Source organism: Paenibacillus sp. FSL W8-0919 (assembly GCF_038003785.1).
Taxonomy (GTDB): Bacteria; Bacillota; Bacilli; order Paenibacillales; family Paenibacillaceae; genus Paenibacillus_AQ; species Paenibacillus_AQ lactis.
Genome location: NZ_JBBOPV010000001.1, coordinates 5,231,188 through 5,248,500, shown reverse-complemented (window position 1 = coordinate 5,248,500; position 17,313 = coordinate 5,231,188). Strand labels below are relative to the sequence as shown.

16 protein-coding genes are annotated in these 17,313 nt (G+C 50.8%); 11 read left to right on the top strand and 5 right to left on the bottom strand.

Annotated elements, in window-relative coordinates; genetic code table 11:
• Positions 1 to 272 precede the first annotated feature (272 nt).
• The 3 genes from NST44_RS23705 (at position 273) to NST44_RS23695 (ending at position 2,642) form a co-directional block, all read left to right on the top strand.
• A complete protein-coding gene (locus NST44_RS23705) occupies positions 273 to 938 on the top strand; it encodes a copper resistance CopC family protein (protein ID WP_007130060.1) in 666 nt (221 codons plus the stop codon).
• Positions 938 to 2,026: a copper resistance D family protein gene (locus tag NST44_RS23700; RefSeq protein WP_340900765.1), complete on the top strand. Its 1,089-nt coding sequence runs from the start codon at positions 938 to 940 to the stop codon at positions 2,024 to 2,026. The genes NST44_RS23705 and NST44_RS23700 overlap by 1 nt, the downstream gene beginning before the upstream one ends.
• 166 nt (positions 2,027 to 2,192) lie before the next feature.
• The gene (locus NST44_RS23695; protein WP_251536754.1) at positions 2,193 to 2,642 is read left to right on the top strand and encodes a GNAT family N-acetyltransferase; all 450 of its coding nucleotides are present in this window, start codon (positions 2,193 to 2,195) and stop codon (positions 2,640 to 2,642) included.
• Positions 2,643 to 2,745: 103 nt separating this feature from the next.
• On the opposite strand, the gene NST44_RS23690 is transcribed toward NST44_RS23695, so the two are convergent.
• Positions 2,746 to 3,039 (bottom strand): RNA polymerase alpha subunit C-terminal domain-containing protein, encoded by a 294-nt coding sequence (locus NST44_RS23690; RefSeq protein WP_340900764.1) that lies wholly within the window; start codon positions 3,037 to 3,039, stop codon positions 2,746 to 2,748.
• A gap of 162 nt (positions 3,040 to 3,201) precedes the next feature.
• Here NST44_RS23690 and NST44_RS23685 point away from each other — a divergent pair, with 162 nt between their 5' ends.
• From NST44_RS23685 to NST44_RS23670, 4 genes are all read left to right on the top strand, one after another.
• Positions 3,202 to 4,905 carry a GAF domain-containing sensor histidine kinase gene (locus tag NST44_RS23685; RefSeq protein WP_007130064.1) on the top strand — a complete coding sequence of 568 codons (1,704 nt, stop codon included), beginning with the start codon at positions 3,202 to 3,204 and terminating at the stop codon, positions 4,903 to 4,905.
• A complete protein-coding gene (locus NST44_RS23680) occupies positions 4,898 to 5,542 on the top strand; it encodes a response regulator (protein ID WP_007130065.1) in 645 nt (214 codons plus the stop codon). The genes NST44_RS23685 and NST44_RS23680 overlap by 8 nt, the downstream gene beginning before the upstream one ends.
• Before the next feature lie 171 nt (positions 5,543 to 5,713).
• Positions 5,714 to 6,334: an FMN-dependent NADH-azoreductase gene (locus NST44_RS23675; RefSeq protein WP_340900761.1), complete on the top strand. Its 621-nt coding sequence runs from the start codon at positions 5,714 to 5,716 to the stop codon at positions 6,332 to 6,334.
• Between the two features lie 79 nt (positions 6,335 to 6,413).
• Entirely contained in the window at positions 6,414 to 7,244 is an 831-nt protein-coding gene (locus tag NST44_RS23670) for an NmrA family NAD(P)-binding protein (protein WP_007130067.1), read from the top strand.
• 261 nt (positions 7,245 to 7,505) lie between these two features.
• On the opposite strand, the gene NST44_RS23665 is transcribed toward NST44_RS23670, so the two are convergent.
• Positions 7,506 to 8,408, bottom strand: coding sequence for an AraC family transcriptional regulator (locus tag NST44_RS23665; protein ID WP_028403476.1), 903 nt, complete (start codon positions 8,406 to 8,408; stop codon positions 7,506 to 7,508).
• A 197-nt stretch (positions 8,409 to 8,605) separates the two neighbouring features.
• Here NST44_RS23665 and NST44_RS23660 point away from each other — a divergent pair, with 197 nt between their 5' ends.
• A complete protein-coding gene (locus tag NST44_RS23660) occupies positions 8,606 to 11,284 on the top strand; it encodes a glycoside hydrolase family 78 protein (RefSeq protein WP_340900760.1) in 2,679 nt (892 codons plus the stop codon).
• Between the two features lie 539 nt (positions 11,285 to 11,823).
• Entirely contained in the window at positions 11,824 to 13,032 is a 1,209-nt protein-coding gene (locus NST44_RS23655; protein ID WP_213617303.1) for an IS4 family transposase, read from the top strand.
• A 613-nt stretch (positions 13,033 to 13,645) separates the two neighbouring features.
• Here NST44_RS23655 and NST44_RS23650 read toward each other — a convergent pair.
• The 3 genes from NST44_RS23650 to NST44_RS23640 all read right to left on the bottom strand — a co-directional run bounded on the left by NST44_RS23650 (position 13,646) and on the right by NST44_RS23640 (position 15,650).
• Entirely contained in the window at positions 13,646 to 14,506 is an 861-nt protein-coding gene (locus NST44_RS23650; protein WP_244152709.1) for an IS3 family transposase, read from the bottom strand.
• An 11-nt stretch (positions 14,507 to 14,517) separates the two neighbouring features.
• Positions 14,518 to 14,814, bottom strand: a complete 297-nt coding sequence (locus tag NST44_RS23645; RefSeq protein WP_007129247.1) for a transposase — start codon at positions 14,812 to 14,814, stop codon at positions 14,518 to 14,520.
• 173 nt (positions 14,815 to 14,987) lie between these two features.
• A complete protein-coding gene (locus NST44_RS23640; protein WP_007130407.1) occupies positions 14,988 to 15,650 on the bottom strand; it encodes a hypothetical protein in 663 nt (220 codons plus the stop codon).
• 514 nt (positions 15,651 to 16,164) lie between these two features.
• Between NST44_RS23640 and NST44_RS23635 the strand changes: the two genes are divergently transcribed.
• The gene (locus NST44_RS23635) at positions 16,165 to 16,587 is read left to right on the top strand and encodes a cell wall hydrolase (RefSeq protein ID WP_007130406.1); all 423 of its coding nucleotides are present in this window, start codon (positions 16,165 to 16,167) and stop codon (positions 16,585 to 16,587) included.
• Positions 16,588 to 16,638: 51 nt separating this feature from the next.
• On the top strand, positions 16,639 to 17,067 hold the full coding sequence (gene gerQ / locus NST44_RS23630; RefSeq protein ID WP_007130405.1) for a spore coat protein GerQ: 429 nt from the start codon (positions 16,639 to 16,641) through the stop codon (positions 17,065 to 17,067).
• Positions 17,068 to 17,313: the final 246 nt, after the last annotated feature.

Here is a 17,313-nt window from a genome sequence, read left to right as displayed (position 1 = left end):
GCTACATCGGAAGCAGGTGCAGTAATTGATGGGAGGATATCCGATGTCAATGGCCATTAAGGGCTACCTCTCTTATGATCAGGTCATCCGAACGATTCGGGTGGCCTTCTTGTTGTTCACGAAGATACGGCGTTGGCCGGGAAAATGCGGGCTGCCCCTGCCTATCCGATCAGGTAAAGAACGTTCACAAATTACTCGATAGCTTTAGGATAATCTCTTTGTTATGATGGGGATGATTAAAATTTAAGATACGTGGTGTGGAGGAGATTAGCATGTTGAAATCATTAAAGACCTCATTCTTATTAACGTTGGGTCTCCTGCTTGTGCTGGTATTTCCTACAGCAACCTGGGCCCATTCCAAACTAGAGACCAGCAGCCCGGCTGCGGATGCCAAGCTCACCGAAAGCGTGAAGGAGTTCAGCCTTACTTTCAATGAGAATATAGACGAGAATCTAAGCACGCTCAAAGTGAAGAACGAGAAGGGGGAAGAGGTCCAGCTATCCGGAACGCAGGTAAGCGGAAAGACGTTGTCCGCAGCGGTTGACGAACCGCTTCCTTCCGGAACCTATACCGTGGAATGGAAAATTGTAGGCGGCGACGGACATCCGGTCGACGGAACCTATTCCTTTCAAGTGGATGCTCCCGAGAAAGAGCCTGTCCTGGAAGAAGAGCCTGCTCCTGATGCGGCAGCAGGTACCGATAATGCATCAACGAATGGCGGCACGGCTTCGAATGGAGAAGCTGACGCGGGTCAAACGGACAGCGCAGCAGATACGGATCAGCAAGCAGATAACGGGGCGGATACCGAGCAGCAAGCAGATAACGGGGAGCCGAAGCAATCCGAAGGCGGAAATTCGACGGTTTGGATTGTAGTCGTTGTTATCGTAGTATTTATTGCGGCCTACTTCGCTATTAAAGCTTCGCGCAAGAGAAAATAATGTCTTACTATTGGATAACCGAACCGCTGCTGTATTTCGCCTATGCTCTTCTTGCAGGACTGACCGTCATGGCACTGATTCCAAGAAGCAGCACGCCTGGCGTGTCCGTTCCGGCCTGGCTGGGACCGGCTGCCTCCATTACGGTGGCGGCATGCAGCTTTATCCCGCTTCTCAAGATCATTATGTTCTTTAAGGATGACATCGGATTCTGGCAGTCCTTCAACAGCATCATGTTCAAATTCAGCGAAGGCGAGCGCTATGCATGGATTTTGGTGCTTTCCATCGTGATGGCCGTGTTGACGGTAACCGTGCGGCGGAACCCGGGGTCGATGCTTCGCTGGCTGATGCCTGTTGCTTTGCTGGGCATAGCGGCGGCGATGTCCTCTTTTAATCATGCGGCATCGTTGTTCGAAAGCGCCGGGCAGCTGGCCTTCTTCGGGCATTTTACGGCCATGGCGATATGGTCGGGCACCCTGCTGCTTGCGGGATGTTTCGGCAAGGCGCTGGACCGTTGGGACGCCTTTTTGAGATGGTTCCACCCGATGGCCATCATTTGCGTTATCACCGTCATTGGTTCAGGTCTGTTTCTGATGACAGGCGTCACGCCGGACCCTGTAAACAGCTGGGCTTTATCTTACGGGCAAGCGCTGCTGGTCAAGCATATCCTGATTCTGCCGCTGCTCGTGTTCGGGTTCGTTAACGGGTATTTGGTGAAGCGGAAGCTGTCCCGAGACCGGTCCTTCCAGCCGGAGCGCTGGGCGAAGTGCGAAGGAATCCTGATCGGACTGGTGTATATCGTGACCGGATACATGAACCAGCAGCCGGCACCTCACGAGGTTGTCGATACGCTCGTCGTATACGGACCGGCACCAACCTTTGAATGGTTTCACCCGGGGTATGCATCCGGTTCGCTTACTTTTGGCTGGAGCTGGTACGGGATCGTTAGTCTAGGGATCGGCTTGGTGCTTCTATGGAACGTGATCCGGGCCTTTCGCAAAAACCGGAGCGCTCTTGAAGGGTTGCTCAGCGGGATGGCTGCCGTTATCCTTCTGTATTCCGGTCTGATGTTTTCGGTAACCGCCGTATAACCAAGGTCATGACAATGAAGGTCCTTGCTGCCTGGTGCAGCAAGGACCTTTTTCATGCCTCTGTTAATTACGGATGAATCACTCGTGGGCTGGACTGGATAATGATGGTATACTAATAGGGATTCTTGCATTCAGAAGACTTCGGGAAACGTTGGGAGTGGATTTCATGAATCGAGTACCAAAGGTGCGTTTGGCCACAAGCTCGGATGCGCCGGCTCTGGTTAACTTAAACGATGAATTTAATGGGGGAAAGATGCCTGTCGCTACCGTGGAGCGGCGCTTGCAGCATGGAGACGAGATCGTCGTGATTGCCCTTCTGAACGATGAACCGGTCGGCTTTGCTTGCGCGCAGACCTACACGTCGTTCTGCTATGAGGAGCTGCTGGGTGAGATTACGGAAATGTACGTGCAGGAACAGGCCCGGGGCATCGGGCTTGCGGGGATGATGATCGAATGCATTGAAGAGCAGCTGCGTACGCAGGGCGTCGCTACCATTAAAGTGCTGACTGGCTGCGATAATGATGCGGCGATCCGTGCTTACGGGAAATCAGGCTTCGTCAAGGAAGATGAAATCATGCTTGAGAAGCAGCTATATGTGAGCCCGGATCAGGCATAGGAAAGAGGGCTCTTTAAGCTGAGCCCACTTGAAAGGGACGCGCGCACCGTTTTTTCCTCAATCGGTATGCAGACAATGAGATTCAGGCAGGCATATTCCGTTGCTACTCTTTGAACGATAAACCGCTGGCTTCCAAAGCCGTTCGCAGCTTCGGCAGTGAAGCGGGTCCCATCCCGTGAAACTTCAAAATGTCCTTCTCGCTGTAGTTCGACAGCTCCTGCAAGGTCGTGATTCCGTGATTCTCCAAGGCCCGTCTTGCAGGTGCCGAGAGCATGGAGAGAAATCCGTTTTCAGGCTTTAGATCCTGCTCGCAAATGGGACAGGTCGGACAATCGCTGCTTTTATAATAAGTATGGCCTTGGCTGCATGTCCTTTTATTTTTGCTTGAGGTTGTCATTGCCTTTAGCTCCTTCATCTTAAAATGGGTGCTGACCGTGTTATCAACTTCACTTTCGAATACTACTTCGCTATCAGCATGAAACTTCCTTTTCCAAATTCGAATGAAATGATCCCTATTTATTATAAGTTACTATTTTCCGATAGACGAGGTGTGGCCTTTATGTTAGAGCATCCGGAGCAGCATGTAAGAGAGCTTACGATCCTTAAGACCATCGCAGAGACGCTCAACCAAAGCAGCGACATGGTGCAAATGCTGCAGACTACGCTTGAGAAGCTGCTGGCTTTGACTCAGCTTGAAACGGGCTGGCTGTTTCTGGCCGGCGATAAACCGGAGTACAGCATGATGGCAGACCGTCATTTGCCCCCTGCCTTAACTTGGGAGGGGAAGAAGCCTATGCGCTGCGGCGACTGTCTATGTCTTCGAATGTACTGGTCCGGCAGCCTGACAGAGCCGGTTACGATCATTGAGTGTGAGCGGCTGCATAATGCAATTAAAGAGAACTGGGGCGAAACTCATCAATTAACGCACCATGCGACGATCCCTCTGACAGTGCAAGGGAACCGTATCGGGATTCTCAATGTGGGTTCTCCAGGCAAAGAGCATTTTTCGGAAAGCGAGCTTGCGCTCCTGCAATCGGTCGCTTACCAGATCGGAACCGCTGTCGAGCGGGCCAGATTGTATGAACTGAGGGAGAAGCAGGCGGTGAGCAGCATGGCCCGCTTCATTGTTGATTATTATGCGAAAGCAACGAGGGTGACCAGATATCTGTGGAAGATCAACGATTTAAATCGGATGTATACGGCGATCGTCGAGCAATTGTGCGCCTCCTTTGACTGGCCGAGCGTCGCCTTGATTACGGCCGAGAAAGATGATGAGCTTTACCTGCATACCCTTTGTCATCATGGTGTGACGCACAGCCCCATGAAGCCGGTCCGTAAAAGCACGCGAAAGTCCGGCAAGGGTGAAGGAATCGTCCATCGAGCTTTTGCTGAGCAGCGAGTCGTAGCCCATGAAGGTCCTGTACGGGTTCTGCCTGGTATTGGGCCCCATCCCCATTCGGCGGCCCTGCCGTTAACCCATCAGGAGCGCACTTTTCAGACCAAGGAATCTATAGGCGTGCTTTTCATCGGGCGGGATAGCGTGCCGTTCAGCGAGCTGGAAATGGAAATTCTCGAGATGCTTGCTGAGCATATCTCACTTGCAATAGAGAAAATTTGCATTTATTACGAATGGCAGGAATTGCTTCTGGCTGAGGAGCGTAATCGTCTTGCCCGTGATCTCCATGATTCGGTCAACCAGAAGCTATTCTCCTTATCGCTCCTAGCGCAAGGGGTTCGCGAGCGGACGCTGATCGAGGATCCGAATACCGCAGAAGCGATCCATGATATCGGGCAGTTAGCCCAAGAGACGCTCGCAGAAATGCGCTCGCTTATTTGGCAGCTGCGTCCATTCGGGGAAGCAAGCGGGATCTTGTCCTCCCTAAAGGATTATGCTGAAAAGCTGGGCATCCAGATCACTTTCCTCATGAAGGAGCTCCCCGAGCTGGCGAAGGAAGTGGAAGAGGCGCTGTACCGGATCGGACAGGAGGCGCTTAACAATATCAGCAGGCATGCGGGCACGAATCGTGCCTGGATCCGGATTGCGCGGGAAGGCTCCAATGTATTCATGAAAATCTCGGATCAAGGACGGGGATTCGTCCCGGGGACCATCGAGAAAAAGCAGCGTTCGCTTGGGCTCACCAGCATGAAGGAGAGGGCTGAGGAAATCAACGGCACCTTAAGCATTAGCAGTGAGGAAGGCATGGGGACCGTTCTTACGGTGACGGTTCCTCTACAGGCCAGGAAAGAGGGAACGGATGAATAAGATAAAGGTATTGATCGTGGATGATCATCTGGTAGTATTAAGAGGTTTGCGATATTTCCTGCAGACGCAGCCCATGATCGAAATCGTGGACCAGGCACTGAACGGGCTCGAGGCGCTTGAAAAAGCCGAGCTGCTGCAGCCTGACGTTATTCTGATGGATCTGGTAATGCCGGAAATGGACGGGATTGAAGCGACGAAGCAAATTATGGCCCGTTTTCCCAAAATGAAGGTCATTATACTTACCAGCTTTGCCGACCGTGATTCAGTTCTGCCGGCGATTAAAGCAGGAGCGATCGGGTACCAGCTCAAGGATATCGAGCCTAGGGTGCTGGTTGAGACAATCATCGCGGCAATGAACGGAAACCGCACGCTCCATCCGCAAGTGACGAATCAGCTGATCGCCCATGTGGCAACAGGCGACGAAGCGGCCAAAGGCATCCACATCCTGACTGCCCGCGAGCGGGATGTGCTGGAGCAAATTACGATGGGGCGAAGCAACAAGGAAATTGCGGCTGCATTGCATATTACCGAGAAGACGGTCAAGACGCATATTTCGCATATCCTCGGTAAAATGGAAGTCCAGGATCGGACCCAAGCCGCGCTGTACGCAATCAAAAATGGATGGTTCAAGACATAAATCCTTATACGACTAAGGTCGTAGATCAAGGTCTTATCTTCGGATAAGGCCTTTTTGGTATGCCAGGGTTAGACTCGTGCTGGACGTTCCGCTCTGGATTTTTCGATTTAATAGAGATAAGCACTTCACAGGATTTCTTTATACAAATCTAGATACCGGAGGGAAACAGGGATGAGTACCGTATTATTCGTCAAAGGAAATGATCGTCCGGCGGAGGAGTCTGTCAGCGTCAAAATGTATGAGGCGTTTTTGAAGTATTACAAGCAGACGCATGCGGAGGACACGATAGTCGAGGTTCATTTGCACGAGCAAGAGCTGCCGCTGCTGGGCTGGGATATGATCCAGGCTAATTACAAATCGGCCACCGGGAAGGAGCTAAGCGGGAAAGAAAAGCATATCCGTTCCATTGTGGAGAAGCATCTGGAGCAGTTCATTTCCGCTGACAAAATCCTCATAGCGTTCCCGCTGTGGAATTTGAGCGTGCCTTCCGTTCTTCATGCGTACCTGGACCTCATGCATCTTCCGGGTAAAACATTCAGATACACGGAGGCAGGACCTGTTGGACTGTTGTCGGATAAAAAAGCTGTGCTGCTGAATGCACGGGGTGGTGTATATGGGGAGGATGCCCCGTCCGAAATGGCCGTTCGTTTCGTTAAAAATCATTTGAATTTCTTCGGAATTACGAACATTTCGACCGTCATCATCGAAGGACATCATCAGTTCCCCGACCGGGGGGCAACCCTTATTGAAGAGGGAATGCGGAAGGTCGTCATGGAGGCGAAACGGTTTTAACATGAGCAGGCTGCTGGTGGAATTTTGGTGGAGTGAGTCACACATAAGTGCTCAAACCGAATATAAGAGGAGGATTACAATGACTATTTTAGTTACGGGCGCGACGGGAAGAGTGGGCCGTCAACTTATCCAAGAGCTGCTGAACGAAGGGCACCGCTTAAGAGCGCTGACCCGGAATCCGGCTTTGGCTAAATTTCCTTCGGAGGTTGAAGTATTCGCAGGTGATCTTAGCGATCCGGCAACGTTGGCGCCAGCGCTTCGTGGCGTAACCGCCCTGCATTTAATAACGACCGGGGCAGGTTATATTCCGCTTACGACAGGGGATGAGATCATACGGATGGCTGAGAAAGCCGGCGTAAAGCGCGTGACCATCCTGTGGGATGGAAGGAAGGGAACGATTGAGCAGGCCGTTGAAGCAAGCGACTTGGAGTGGACGCAGCTGCAGCCGGTGGACTTTATGTCCAATGTGTCTAGTTGGAAGGAGTCCATTCAAACGGAAGGCGTCGTTCGGGATCTATTCGGGGATTCTTTACAGGCTTCCGTCCATGAAGGAGATGTGGGTCGTGTTGCAGCTGCGGCCTTGACGAGAGACGGTCATGCAGGTAAAACGTATTCGCTCACCGGACCCGAGGTTCTGACCGTTCCCCAGAAAGTGGACATTCTGAGCAAAGTCATTGGTAAGGACATCCGGTTCGTTCAGCTAACGGAAGCAGAGGAACGTGCACGCATGGCAAAGATGGGCGTTGAGGAAGAGATTATTGACTACGTCATCAATTGGCATAAGCATCCGCCGGTCGAGGCCTATACCGTCAACTTCACAGTGGAGCAGGTTACCGGCACACCTGCCAGAACGTTCACCGATTGGGCTCGGGAGCATGCGGGTTACTTTGCAGGAGAGTCTTCGGGATAACCTTCAACGGATGGGCAATTACGCGGGGGAACCTCAAATCTTGAAACAGGAAGGGGAGATCCACGAATCCCGCGGGGAGTAGAAAAAGGCATTCCCAATCAGAGCGGAAATGACGCCTATTGCACGGCGACATTTTTCCGCTCTGATTGCGTTACATAAGCTCGTATATTGTGATGCGGTGAAGCATAAACATGGTCGCCATGTTGAAAAAATCAGGGAGAGTGCGAGCCCTTTAAGACCGCTTTCACGTAGATACTCCATTTAAAAAGGGTCCATCAGTCCCCGGGTCTCCATGGAGCGACGAATATCTTTACGGTATTGTCCCGGGGTAAGCCCCATCCGCCGCTTAAATACCCTGTTGAAGGAATGGATGTCTTGATATCCGACCTGCTCGGCAACGGCACTGATCTTGGACGATGTGCTGCGCAGCAGCCTGCGGCTCATACGGATGCGAACCGTCTGCAGGTAATGATGCCATGTCATCCCGGTATACTGCAGAAACAAGCGCTGCAGATGACGCTCGCTGAAGCCGCTCGCATGCGCAAGATGCGTTAACGTCAGCTCCTTCATATAATGGTTCTCCACGTATTGCAGGACATCCTGAAAGGAATGATCGTTTGCCGGCATGGATCCGGCAGGTTCGAGCTCGGCTTTGGCTCGTTTCAATTCGATAATAAGCTGCAGCAGAAGCGCATGCAGGTAATCATTGGAGCCGGACATGGACCTGGCATTCTGCTCATACAGCGCATCGAATAATTGCTCGAAGCGATCATTTCGGTCCGCAACGGAGAGATGACCGAGAACCCCCTCCTCCATCTGCTTCAAGAAGGAGACAATGCCCGGATCCGACACAAAGGCGATCAGCTTCGGCAGGAGAAGGACCGAGAAGATGCAATTGTTGACAATGAGCGTTTTTCCGTTAGCGGAGGTGGGCCTGAACACGTGAGGCACGCCGAGCGGGATGAAAAACAGCTGCCCTTTGCGGACCTTTTGCACCTGATCCTCAATGTGATGAAAGCCTTCTCCCTCCGCAATGTAGGCAATCTCCAAAAAGTCATGATTATGGTAAGAAACCGAGAAGCTTTCCGAGCTCCGATTCACAAATACCATGGCACCCTGCCGGAAAAAATAGTCTCCGCGGTACGTTTCCATCGGTCGCTTCATGGCTTGTCGCCCCTTATTCATTATCGTAAATTATGTCCATTATACCTCATCTAAATGTCCTTTTTACAATCAATACTGAACATAGCAATCCCTATAATGGAAGTTGAGCCTCTCCTTGCAGAGGAGTCTAACGAGGAAACTTTTATCTGAAAAAACATTCAAAAACGCGTACATCACTCATGAACGGAGGTATGAACATGTTGGAAGTGACGGATCTTCGGTGCGAATATTGGCATCATCCGATTGGCATCGGGGAGAGACATCCAAGATTAAGCTGGCGGCTGCAATCGGATAAGCGGGCTGTCTCGCAAAAGGCTTATGAGCTTGAAGTGGCCGAGGACGAGCAGTTTACGATCCCATGCTGGAAGTCAGGGAAGGTGGATTCGGCGCAGTCGGTTCATGTTGAACTCAGCAATTTCGAGGCAGTATCTTGTAAGCGCTATTACTATAGAGTGCGGGTTTGGGATCAAGAAGGGGAATGCTCCGAATGGTCGGATACCTCCTATTGGGAAATGGGCAAGCTGGAAGGGGATGCATGGGATGGTCAATGGATTGCAGCCCCTTTGTCTCTAATCCCGGAGGATTCGACTCAACTGCCGCTGCTGCGGCGAGACTTTCGTCTTGAGGCCGCCGTGAAGGAGGCTAGAGTGTACGCAACCTCGCTTGGGCTGTATGAGCTGGAAATGAACGGACAGCGGGTAGGAGACAGATACTTTACGCCGGGTTGGACGAGTTACACACATACGATCCAGACGCAAACCTTTGATGTAACCCGGATGCTGAAGCAAGGTAATAATGCCATGGGCGCATGGCTGGGTAACGGCTGGTATAAAGGCAATTTAGGATGGCAGGGCGGTCGCAATATCTACGGGAGCCGGCTCGCGCTTCTGCTTGAGCTTCACGTCGTTTACGAGGATGGCCGGAAGGAGATCATCGGAACCGATTCCAGTTGGATGGCTGCGCCGGGACCGATCCTGATGTCGGAGCTCTATCATGGGGAAACCTACGATGCCCGGTTGGAGATACCCGCATGGAGCACTGGGGATGATGAAAACGGTGGGTGGCAGGCCGCTGAGGTGATTGATCATGGGTACGATATGCTGAAGCCTCAGATCAATGAACCTGTACGTGCGATCGAAACGATCCGCCCGGTACAAGTGGTCACGACCCCCGAAGGAGACACTGTCCTTGATTTCGGACAGAATTTGGTTGGCTGGGTCCGGTTTCGTGTTGCGGGTCCGGCAGGAACGTTGGTGACGTTGCAGCATGCCGAGGTGCTGGATGCAGACGGAAATTTTTATACCGAAAATCTTCGGACGGCGAAACAGACTATTTCTTATACGCTTAAAGGTGAGGGAACTGAAACGTATGCCCCGCGGTTTACGTTCCAAGGATTCCGGTACGTTCGGCTCGCGGGGTTCCCGGAACCCATTGATATGGAGGCGTTCGAAGCCGTCGTTCTTCATACCGATATGGAAGAGACGGGGACGTTTCGCTGCTCCGAGCCGCTTGTCAATCAGCTGCAGAGCAATATCCGCTGGGGCTTGAAGGGGAATTTCCTGGATATCCCGACGGATTGTCCGCAGCGCGATGAACGTCTCGGCTGGACGGGAGATGCGCAGATGTTCATCCGGACCGCCGCGTTCCTGTCGAATACGGCACCGTTCTTTACCAAGTGGTTGTCCGACTTGGCTCATGATCAGCGGGAGGATGGGGCGGTTCCGTTCGTGGTGCCCAATATTCTCGGTGATTCGTTCGGATCTGCGGCATGGGGAGATGCCGCCGTGATCTGCCCATGGACGGTTTATGTCAGCTACGGCGATGGACGGATCCTGGAGCGACAGTATGAGAGCATGAAGCAATGGGTGTCATATATTCAAGCGCAGGGCGAGCAGGAGTTTTTATGGAATACGGGGTTTCATTTTGGAGATTGGCTGGGGCTTGATGCCAAATCGGGCGACTATGTCGGCGCAACGGAGCGGGACATTATCGCTTCGGCTTATTACGCCTATTCGGTGGATTTGCTTCAGAAAACGGCAGTTGTGCTGGGTAAAGAGGATGACGCCCGGAAGTATGCCGATCTTCGCAGCAATGTAGTGAAGGCGTTCCGGGAGGAATTCGTGACGCCTGCCGGACGGCTTGCCGCTTCCACTCAAACGGCGCATGTGCTCGCGATCTTCTTCAATCTGCTGGATGAGCCGGCGGAGAAGCGGGCGGCGGCCAAGCTGCACCGCCTGCTTGAAGAGAGCAAGTTCCACTTGACGACAGGGTTTGTCGGCACGCCTTACATCAGCCATGCATTAAGCAAACATGGCATGCACGAAGCAGCCTACAAGCTGCTTCTGCAGCAAGATTTTCCATCTTGGCTGTACCCAGTCACGAAAGGCGCGACAACCATCTGGGAGCATTGGGACGGCATTAAGGAAGACGGAAGCTTCTGGAGCAGCGACATGAATTCATTCAACCATTATGCATACGGCGCCATCGGCGATTGGTTATACCGGACTGTGGCCGGCATCCAAACGGTGGAGGCTTCTCCAGGGTATAAGCACATGGTAATAGCTCCTATCCCGGGACCGGGCCTGACATGGGCGGAGGGCTCGATCAATACCATGTACGGGCCAGTGCGGTCGTTCTGGAGGCTGGAGGAGGCCGACGGCCTTATGCAGGTGGAGGTAACCATTCCGCCGAATGCGACGGCTGAGGTTCGATTGCCGGGTACAACCGATCCTGCAAGCATTACAGAGGGCGGGGGCGTGCCGCTAAGCCAAGCGGCAGGCATCCTTTCGATTAGCGCTGGTGAAGAGGATGTCGTAGTCCAAGCCGGCTCTGGGGAGTACAGCTTTCAGTACAAGTATCGTTTGCAGGTGTCGTAAGGTCACGGGGAATCGGATAACACATCCGGCTGTTTCAGACTTAGGATTCTCGTGAGTTGAGATGTGTTTGCTTAGGAATCGTGATGTTTGCGATTGTTGTTAAAGCTTGTGGATACCATTTGAAATTGTTTGCAGTGATCGAATGCTCAGTAGTGGTAAAATCTCAGGGATCGCAAAGCCTCAGTATGATAAAGTCTCAGTAATTGTAGAGTTTCAATGATTGTATAGTCTGATTGACCGTATTGTCTTTAGTACCTTAATAATTGGTTAGAGAGCCTCCTCTTGAACGGGTGTTCCGTTCGAGAGGAGGTTTTTGTTTGTATCATTTTAGAGGTGTGAAGTTCCAGACCCTTGTTTCGAGCTCCGCAGGCGCAGCAAGTCCTCAAAAGGCATGAGCGTTGCATAAAACCTATCACAACTTTTGCTGAAGTTACTATTTCTGTAACTACCTGTATCTTTTTCATGGACAAAACAAAAAAAGGCTCCTAATTTAGAAGACGTAGCACGTTGTCCACGACCTCTAAAAAGGAGTCCAAACCATGGATAACGTAACCCAAAACACTGTCGTTCGTCAACTGCTTTCTTTACTGCCTTTGGATGTACACGATCGACTCCTTCATGCCGATCGCTACGCCAAGAAGCTCACCATCAACAAAAGCATTCTCATTTTCATTCTGGCTCAGCTCAACCATTGGCAAAGCTATATCGAGATGGAAGAACAAATTTATGCACATTCTGACATTCGGTCCATCCTCGATCTGCCCAGCATCAGCGCAGCCCAATTGTCACGGAAACTCAGCGAAATCCCGACGGAAATCTTGCACATGCTTTTTCTCCATAGCGTTGCCCGTGTCCAGAAGCTGACGGCTCACCAGCAGGGCATTTCTTCAACCATTGGACCTCTGGCACTCATTGATTCGTCGAAAATCACACTCCCCTTGGTACTTGGGGATTGGGCCAGAGTTTCGCATACCTCCAGCGGGGTAAAGCTGCATGTGCGGCTCGTAGCCGCTTCACCCGAAGTGGTATATCCGGACGCTGTCATCCCATCGACTTTAAACGTAGGCGACCGAGCCGGGGCGGTCGAACTGGTCACCGAGCAGGCGGCAACTTATGTCATGGACCGTGGTTATGATAGCTACAAAAACATGGATAACTGGATGGAGCGCGGCATTCAATTTGTCATGCGAATGAGAGATCGCACCTCAATCCATGTTGTGGAGGAACGAGAAATCCCTCCAGGAAGTCCGATCACACGAGATGCTCTTGTGAACGTAGGTAGCGGTTGGCGCAAGATGAAGGAACGAGTCCGGCTCGTAGAGTTTTATGATGAGCAGGGGCGCTTTTATCGCCTACTTACCTCTCGACAGGACATAACGGCCGAAGAAGTAGCTCATATCTACAAATGCCGATGGCTTATTGAACTTTTCTTTAAATGGATAAAGCAGCATCTGCGCCTAAAAAAACTGCACAGCTATAAGCCGCAAGCGATATGGAACCAGATTTACCTTGCGCTGATCGCTTACGTGCTGGCACAGTATATGCAGCTACGTCTAGAAACCAAGAAAAGCGTTTGGCGTGTCCTTGAATTGTTTCGAATTCACATGTATCATCCGTGGTCCCAGTTCTTGAATGCTCTGTTTCGAGCACCTACGCGAACAACTTCTGGAAAGCCACGCGGTGCACCAAGGAAGGTACCTGAATTACGAACGAGCATTGGCATTTTTAAAACAAGCAAAGTGACTTAGGAAACAAAAATCTTGCACAAAATACATTTTATAGGAAAACGTAGCTACATTTAAGAAAGTGTTGGATCTTTTGGTGTAATTCTCGAAAAAACAACTGTAAATTAATTGTTCTTATTCAGATTTCATCCAAGTGATTGCTGATGTAAAGATTTATGCAACGCTCATGCTCAAAAGGGACTTGTGCGGGAGAAAGGGAGCTCCGCAGGCGCAGCAAGTCCTCAAAAGGGACTTGTGTGGGAGAAAGGGAGCTCCGCAGGCGCAGCAAGTCCTCAAAAGGGACGTGTGCGGGTGAAAGGGAGCTCCGCAGGCGCGGCAAGTCCTCAATAGGGACTTGTGCGGGAGAAAGGGAGCTCCGCAGGCGCGGCAAGTCCTCAAAAGGGACTTGTGCGGGTGAAAAGGAGCTCCGCAGGCGCAGCAAGTCCTCAATAGGGACTTGTGCGGGTGAAAGGGAGCTCCGCAGGCGCAGCAAGTCCTCAAAAGGGACTTGTGCGGGAGAAAGGGAGCTCCGCAGGCGCAGCAAGTCCTCAAAAGGGACTTGTGTGGGAGAAAAGGAGCTCCGCAGGCGCGGCAAGTCCTCAATTGCTCTTCTGTCAAGAAAGTAGACACCTCTAAGCTAAGCTATGCACTCGTAATAGCACTGCTCAAAACGCACCGGGGACATATACCCAATCGTACTGTTAGAACGTTTTCGGTTGTAAAAAAATTCAAGGTACCGGTACAGCTTCTGCCCGGCTTCCTCTTTTGTTTTAAACTTAGGTTTGCTGTAAATGAATTCTCGCTTTAGGATACTGTGAAACGCTTCAATACAGGCGTTGTCGTAGCAGTTTCCTTTGCGGCTCATACTGGGCTTCATGTTAAATTGCTTCAACTGTTCACGGTACTCTTTAGCGGCATATTGCGAACCGCGGTCGGAATGGTGAATCAATCCCTTCGGAGGCTTCTTAGCAGCATACGCCATCTTTAGGGCATCGAGGGTAAGGTCTGTGGTCATCCGATCGCTTAGCTTCCAACCGACGATTTGTTTGGTGTACAGATCCAGGATGCTCGCAAGGTAGAGTTTCCCTTGGCGGCAGGGGATGTACGTGATGTCAGCGACCCACTTTTCGTTGGGCTTTGTGGCTTTGAAATTTTGTTCCAACACGTTAGGGGCAATCGGGAGATCATGCTTGGAATCGGTCGTAACCACTCGGAACTTACGGGCCATGCATGAACGAAGGCCATGTTCGCGCATAATGAGGCCCACCGTACGTTCCGATACCGTCCATCCTTCCTTCACCAGCTCGTTTCGTATTCGGGGACTGCCGTAGGTTTCATCGGAGTCATAGAAGTGCCATTTCACACGTTCAGCCAGCGTTGCCTTACGTTTTTCCCGTTCAGAAGCTTCAGAGGTACGCCATTTGTAATAACCGCTCCGAGACACGTGAAAGAGAACGCACATCTTCTCCAATCGAAACTCGGAGCGATGATCTTCGATAAACTGGAACCTTAGTTCTTTTCTTTGCTGAAGATGTGCATGGCCTTTTTTAGAATCGCAATTTCTTCTCTCAAATCATCAATTTCGCGTTTTTGGTCTTCGATAAGTTGGGTTTGCTGACGTAAGGTTTCCCCATGATTGACAGGCTCGTGCTCGAATGCTCGATACTTTTTGACCCAGTTGCGTAATGTGCCTGGATTAATGTTCAACTCATCGGCGATCTGCTCCAGCGTCTTCGACTGTTCTTGCACGTACTTTACGGTTTCACGCTTAAATGTCTCGTTATAATGCTGCCTGTTACCACTCATATTTTTGACACCCTTTCGTCTGCTTTGTTTCATTATCGTTTTATCACTAAGGGGTGTCCACTTTTTATTCTAGCTGCAAAAAGGGACGTGTGCGGGTGAAAGGGAGCTCCGCAGGCGCGGCAAGTCCTCAATAGGGACTTGTGTGTGCATCTTGCGTGCCGCTAAAAGTAAACTTACTTCATGTAGTGGGTCGCATCATCGGCTAGTGTATATCGGTGATAGCGTTTTGCATTTGGATTAAGCGGTTTAATAAGCCCCTTAGCGAGTAAACTATGCATGATTTTAATAGACTTGTTTCGAGAAATTTTGAAGTGTCGCCGTACGTCCGCAAGGGCGAATGGGGTGTGTAACGTGCTGAAATATCGCATGGCCTCTCGTTCATATAAGGATAACTCTGCTATTTTGGGCATGGTGTGACTGTAGTAATCAAGAATATCGGCCAATGAGTTTCTGCAAGTCTCCGGGCGCTTCTCGATATCATCCATGCTGAATGGCAGGTAGGATATCCCGAGCGCTGCCATGGTTCGAATTTTGCTTCTTTCGAAGCTGAACCGTTCACGGGTTATCGTTTCGGCGTGCGCAGCGAATCCCTCACATTCCAAACCAAGCCGAAGCGGAGTATAAAAGACATCGATAAACAATGACACACCCGCGGAGTTCTTAATTCGATACTCCAGATCCACTCCTTGAAGGGTGCCGAGGACTGGCAAGACAACATTCTTAATTAGAAGCTTAGTACCTGTCATATCCCGATTCAGCATTTCAAGGCGGCGTTTGTCGGTTGTGCTTTTTTGTTCCTTGAGAAATAAATTGAACCTATCTTCAAAGCTAATCATAATGTCCTCCTTTTCAATCAGAGTACAAAAAAAGCCTCGATTGTTCCTGACGGAACTTTCGAGGCGTTCTTCGCTAACGGTAATACTCTGCAATATTTACTTGATTTCATTCTACTGCATTTAGTTTACCAAGTAAATGAATATGAAATTGCATTCTGTTCCGGGCAAGGTAAATGCGTAGCTTACAAATGATTTGTTGTGAAGGTCATCTGCCAGGTATGAGTGTGCGCCGTAAAAGTTAGCTAGCAAAGATCTAAATTGGACGGAGCAGCAGCGAGTATTTCAAGTGAGCGCCCTATCCGGAACGAAAATTCCCTTGTGCCTCAGCGAAATGAATACCGGCGGAAATGGTACATAAACGGGATCAAGGTTATGCTGTTGGTCCCCTGACCGCGCATGAATTTACACAACTCCCCGCTCAAACCATTCCAGCAAAAATTTTGCGAGCACAGGCACATTTCTGGGCGAATGCACATACGATACAGAGTGATATCAAGGAAGCGAGGGGAAATCTGTGGCAGTCATCAATGTCAACTCAAACGATGTGGATCTGCTGGCTAGACTCATTCGCGCAGAGGCGGAGGGCGAAGGAGAGCAGGGGATGCTCATGGTGGGGAATGTCGGCGTAAATCGCATTCGCTCCAACTGCTTGGACTTTCAAGGCATCCGCACCATGAACCAAATGGTGTTTCAAAACCCGGGAGGATTTGAAGCCACACAAAAGGGATACTTTTATCAAAGAGCCCGGGATAGAGATCGGCGGCTTGCTCAACGAGTCATCAACGGGGAACGAATCTGGCCTGCTTCTAACGCCCTCTGGTTCTTCCGCCCGGCTGGAGAATGCCCGGCAACCTGGTACAATCAGCAGAATACAGGGCGTTTCAAGGCGCACTGCTTCTTCACCCCGTCCTACGCCGATTGTCCGAGTGTGTTTTGATTTATTCTGTAAACCACCGCATCTTGCGGGCATATAGAAGGAGGAATACTTATGTTTAATCAAGGCGTGCCACCTGTGAATTACATGAATGGAGTTCGTTATCCGGGCGTACCAAGCCGTGGAACCGCAGGGTATACCGGAAATGTACCGCCACAAGTTTCAAGCGGGAGCCAAATTACGCAGGGAGGCGCCGTCATGCCGATGCCTCAATTCGAGCAGTCCTACGTTGAGAACATTCTTCGTCTGAATCTAGGCAAAACCGGCACCTTTTACATGACTTATGAAAATAACTCGCAGTGGAACGCCAAAGTGTTCACTGGCGTAATCGAAGCCGCTGGCCGCGATCATATCATTATCAGTGAGCGCTCAACCGGCCGTCGCATTCTTCTCCTGATGGTCAATCTCGACTATGTCGTGTTTGACGAGCCGCTTCAATACCAATATCCGGGTGTGATCGGCAACCCGCCGACCGGTCGGTAAATCCGATCATATTCACCGCTCGCTAATGTAACCTTCGCTTCCCTGGGAAAGCGAAGGTTATTTAGCATGTGCAACGGGCTGCAGAGAAACCAGTGCTGACGTTTATCGAACATGAGGAACCAATTCTATCTGTTATTAATAGAATATATCAATTCCCGGGAAACGAGGGTTAAGTGAAGAAAATCAAAACATAGCTTGTAACAACGCGTTTTAATGTCATAAGACAAAGTTTGACTGTGTATCGTA

Coding starts and splice junctions, on each gene's coding strand:
- NST44_RS23670 (WP_007130067.1), top strand. CDS start 6,414: ATGACTATTTTAGTTACGGGCGCGACGGGAAGAGTGGGCCGTCAACTT.
- NST44_RS23675 (WP_340900761.1), top strand. CDS start 5,714: ATGAGTACCGTATTATTCGTCAAAGGAAATGATCGTCCGGCGGAGGAG.
- NST44_RS23705 (WP_007130060.1), top strand. CDS start 273: ATGTTGAAATCATTAAAGACCTCATTCTTATTAACGTTGGGTCTCCTG.
- NST44_RS23700 (WP_340900765.1), top strand. CDS start 938: ATGTCTTACTATTGGATAACCGAACCGCTGCTGTATTTCGCCTATGCT.
- NST44_RS23665 (WP_028403476.1), bottom strand. CDS start 8,408: ATGAAGCGACCGATGGAAACGTACCGCGGAGACTATTTTTTCCGGCAG.
- gerQ (WP_007130405.1), top strand. CDS start 16,639: ATGTTTAATCAAGGCGTGCCACCTGTGAATTACATGAATGGAGTTCGT.
- NST44_RS23660 (WP_340900760.1), top strand. CDS start 8,606: ATGTTGGAAGTGACGGATCTTCGGTGCGAATATTGGCATCATCCGATT.
- NST44_RS23685 (WP_007130064.1), top strand. CDS start 3,202: ATGTTAGAGCATCCGGAGCAGCATGTAAGAGAGCTTACGATCCTTAAG.
- NST44_RS23695 (WP_251536754.1), top strand. CDS start 2,193: ATGAATCGAGTACCAAAGGTGCGTTTGGCCACAAGCTCGGATGCGCCG.
- NST44_RS23690 (WP_340900764.1), bottom strand. CDS start 3,039: ATGACAACCTCAAGCAAAAATAAAAGGACATGCAGCCAAGGCCATACT.
- NST44_RS23655 (WP_213617303.1), top strand. CDS start 11,824: ATGGATAACGTAACCCAAAACACTGTCGTTCGTCAACTGCTTTCTTTA.
- NST44_RS23680 (WP_007130065.1), top strand. CDS start 4,898: ATGAATAAGATAAAGGTATTGATCGTGGATGATCATCTGGTAGTATTA.
- NST44_RS23640 (WP_007130407.1), bottom strand. CDS start 15,650: ATGATTAGCTTTGAAGATAGGTTCAATTTATTTCTCAAGGAACAAAAA.
- NST44_RS23645 (WP_007129247.1), bottom strand. CDS start 14,814: ATGAGTGGTAACAGGCAGCATTATAACGAGACATTTAAGCGTGAAACC.